Annotated in this window: 1 protein-coding gene; it reads right to left on the bottom strand. The window is 72.3% G+C overall.

Going from position 1 to position 2,516, the window contains the following annotated elements; translation table 11 throughout:
• Positions 1 to 25: 25 nt before the first annotated feature.
• Entirely contained in the window at positions 26 to 2,107 is a 2,082-nt protein-coding gene (locus ACYVE9_RS22665; protein ID WP_461029740.1) for a PhoX family protein, read from the bottom strand.
• Positions 2,108 to 2,516: the final 409 nt, after the last annotated feature.

The raw sequence follows: 2,516 nt of genomic DNA on the forward strand, positions 1-2,516 counted from the left end.
TCGGCCGGGCAGGGCCGGGGCGGGGTCAGCTGCCGATGTCGCGGCGGTCGGCCCGCCACACGTTGACCACCGAGGGGCGGTTGATCCGGCCGGGCCCGTCGGGCCACCGGGAGCCGGGGCGCTCCGCCGACGCGCCGTCCACCTCGCCCGGGTGCTGCACCGCGACGAGGACGCGCTTCTCCTGGACGATCGGCCCGCAGGTCTCCGCGCCGGCCGGCACGGTCAGGAACTGCTTCAGCTCACCGCGGCGCTCGCCCGAGGTGGCGACGCCGAACAGGCCGTCGTGGCTGCCCAGCGCGTTGCCGTCGGTGGAGATCCACAGGTTGCCGTAGACGTCGAAGGTGACGTTGTCCGGGCAGGAGATCGGGCTGACCTGGTCCTTGGGGAACCCGCCGAAGTAGGTGGCGGGGTCCTCGGGGTCACCGCAGACCAGGAACAGCCGCCACGAGAAGCCGTCGGAGCTGGGGTCGTCCCAGTTCTCGGCCAGCTCCAGGATCTGGCCGTGCTTGTTGGCGTTGCGCGGGTTGGCCTCGTCGGCGGGGGCGTTGCCGCCGACGCCGCGCGCGCTGTTGTTGGTCAGGGCCAGGTAGACGCGGCCGGTGCGCGGGCTGGGCTGGATGTCCTCGGGACGGTCCATCTTCGTCGCGCCCAGCTTGTCGGCGGCGAGCCGGGTGTGGACGTACACCTCCTCGGCGGTCATTCCGGGCACGAAGGAGGTGTTACCGGAGGCGAGCTTCAGCCACTGGCCGCTGCCGTCGAACTCGCCGTCCGAGGGCAGCTTGCCGGTGCCGTCGATGTCCTCGGCGGGGCTGTCACCGCTCAGCTTGGCGACGTAGAGCGTGCCCTCGTCCAGCAGCGTCAGGTTGTGCTGCCGGGCGGACCGGCTGTTGCCCTTGCGCATCTGCTTGGCGGAGACGAACTTGTAGAAGTAGTCGAAGCGCTCGTCGTCGCCCATGTAGACGACCGGGCGGCCGTCGGCGGTCAGCGTGGGCTCGGCGCCCTCGTGCTTGAAGCGGCCCAGCGCGGTGCGCTTGCAGGGCGTGGAGTCCGGGTCGTAGGGGTCCACCTCGACCACCCAGCCGAAACGGTTCGGCTCGTTGGGCTCCTTGGTGAGGTCGAACCGCTCGTCGTACCGCTCCCACTTGCGGGAGGTGGCGCCGCCGGTCATGCCGTAGCGGGCGAGGCGCTGCTTGGCGTCCGGGTCGGTGACGGACGCGGCGTTGGCGAAGTACTGGTTGAAGTTCTCCTCGCCCGTCAGCACGGTGCCCCACGGGGTCGTGCCGCCCGCGCAGTTGTTGAGCGTGCCCAGCACCCGCGTGCCGGACCGGTCGGCCTTGGTGCGCAGCAGCGCGCCGCCCGCCGCCGGGCCGGTGAGGCGGAACTCGGTGCCGGTGTGGAAGCGGCGGTTGAGGTGGTGGCGGGTCACCGGGGTCAGCTTGCCGGACCAGCGGTTCTCCTCGACCACGACGACCGACAGCCCGTGCGCGGCCTGCGAGATGGCGACCTGCTCCTGGGTGGGGGCGGCGCTGTCGTAGCCGGCGAACATCAGCTTCTCGCTGGTGTACTCGTGGTTGGCGAAGAGGACCTGGCGACCGCGCTCGCCGCGCAGCGGCAGCAGCGACAGGTAGTCGCAGTTGTAGCCGAACTGCCCGGCCTGCGCCTTGGCCGTCTGGCGGTCGGGGTCGAAGGCGGGCGCGCCGCGCAGGATCGGGTCGCCCCAGCGGATGACCACGTTCTGGCGGTAGCCGGCGGGCACGGTGACGGCGTCATCGGTGTTGGGCGGTACCGGGTCGAAGCGCAGACCCCTGGCACCTCGGCCACCGGGTTTTCCGCCGGGTCTGCCCGGTTTGCCGGCGGCGTGCGGCTGGGCGACGGCCTCCGGGGCGGGGGCCAGCAGCGCACCGCCGGCCGCGGCGGCCACCGTGGCCACCGCGCCCGCGCGCAGCATGGACCTCCGGGAGAGTGCGCCGGCGACGACGTCACCGAAGTAGGCGTTGTCGCTGCGGTTGGGCACTTCCTGGAAGCAGGCGTCACCGCAGCGGTAGTGGCACGTCATCGCGGACCGGCCGCCAGGGTGCGAGGCGAGCAGCGGCAGTTGCTTGGGCATGGAGTCCCCTCCGTCGGAGCCTTACGCCGCGTGAAGTTATGGGCTCAGCCCGACGCACCGGCGACCGGGTGGTGAACGCGGCATGAAAGCCAGGACGCGTGCCCACCGGCACGATGTCGGCTCCGGCCCTCTAGTCTGGCGTCTCCGCCACCGCACCACCTCATGAAAGGCCTGTCCCATGGGCATAAGAAGCCTCCTGCGGAACGTGTTCGGACGTCAGCGCGCGGCAGAGCCGGAGACTTCGGCGGAATCGGTGGCTCCGCAGGCCCCCGGGCCGACGGACGAGGCCGGCCCCAAGATCCCGGCGCCCGCCACCGAACCGACCCCCGCCCCGACGACCGAGCCGACCCCACGGCCGACCTCCGCCCCGACGCCTGAGCCCGCCCCCGAACCCACGCCCGCCCCCCTG

The organism is Streptomyces sparsus (genome assembly GCF_054776295.1).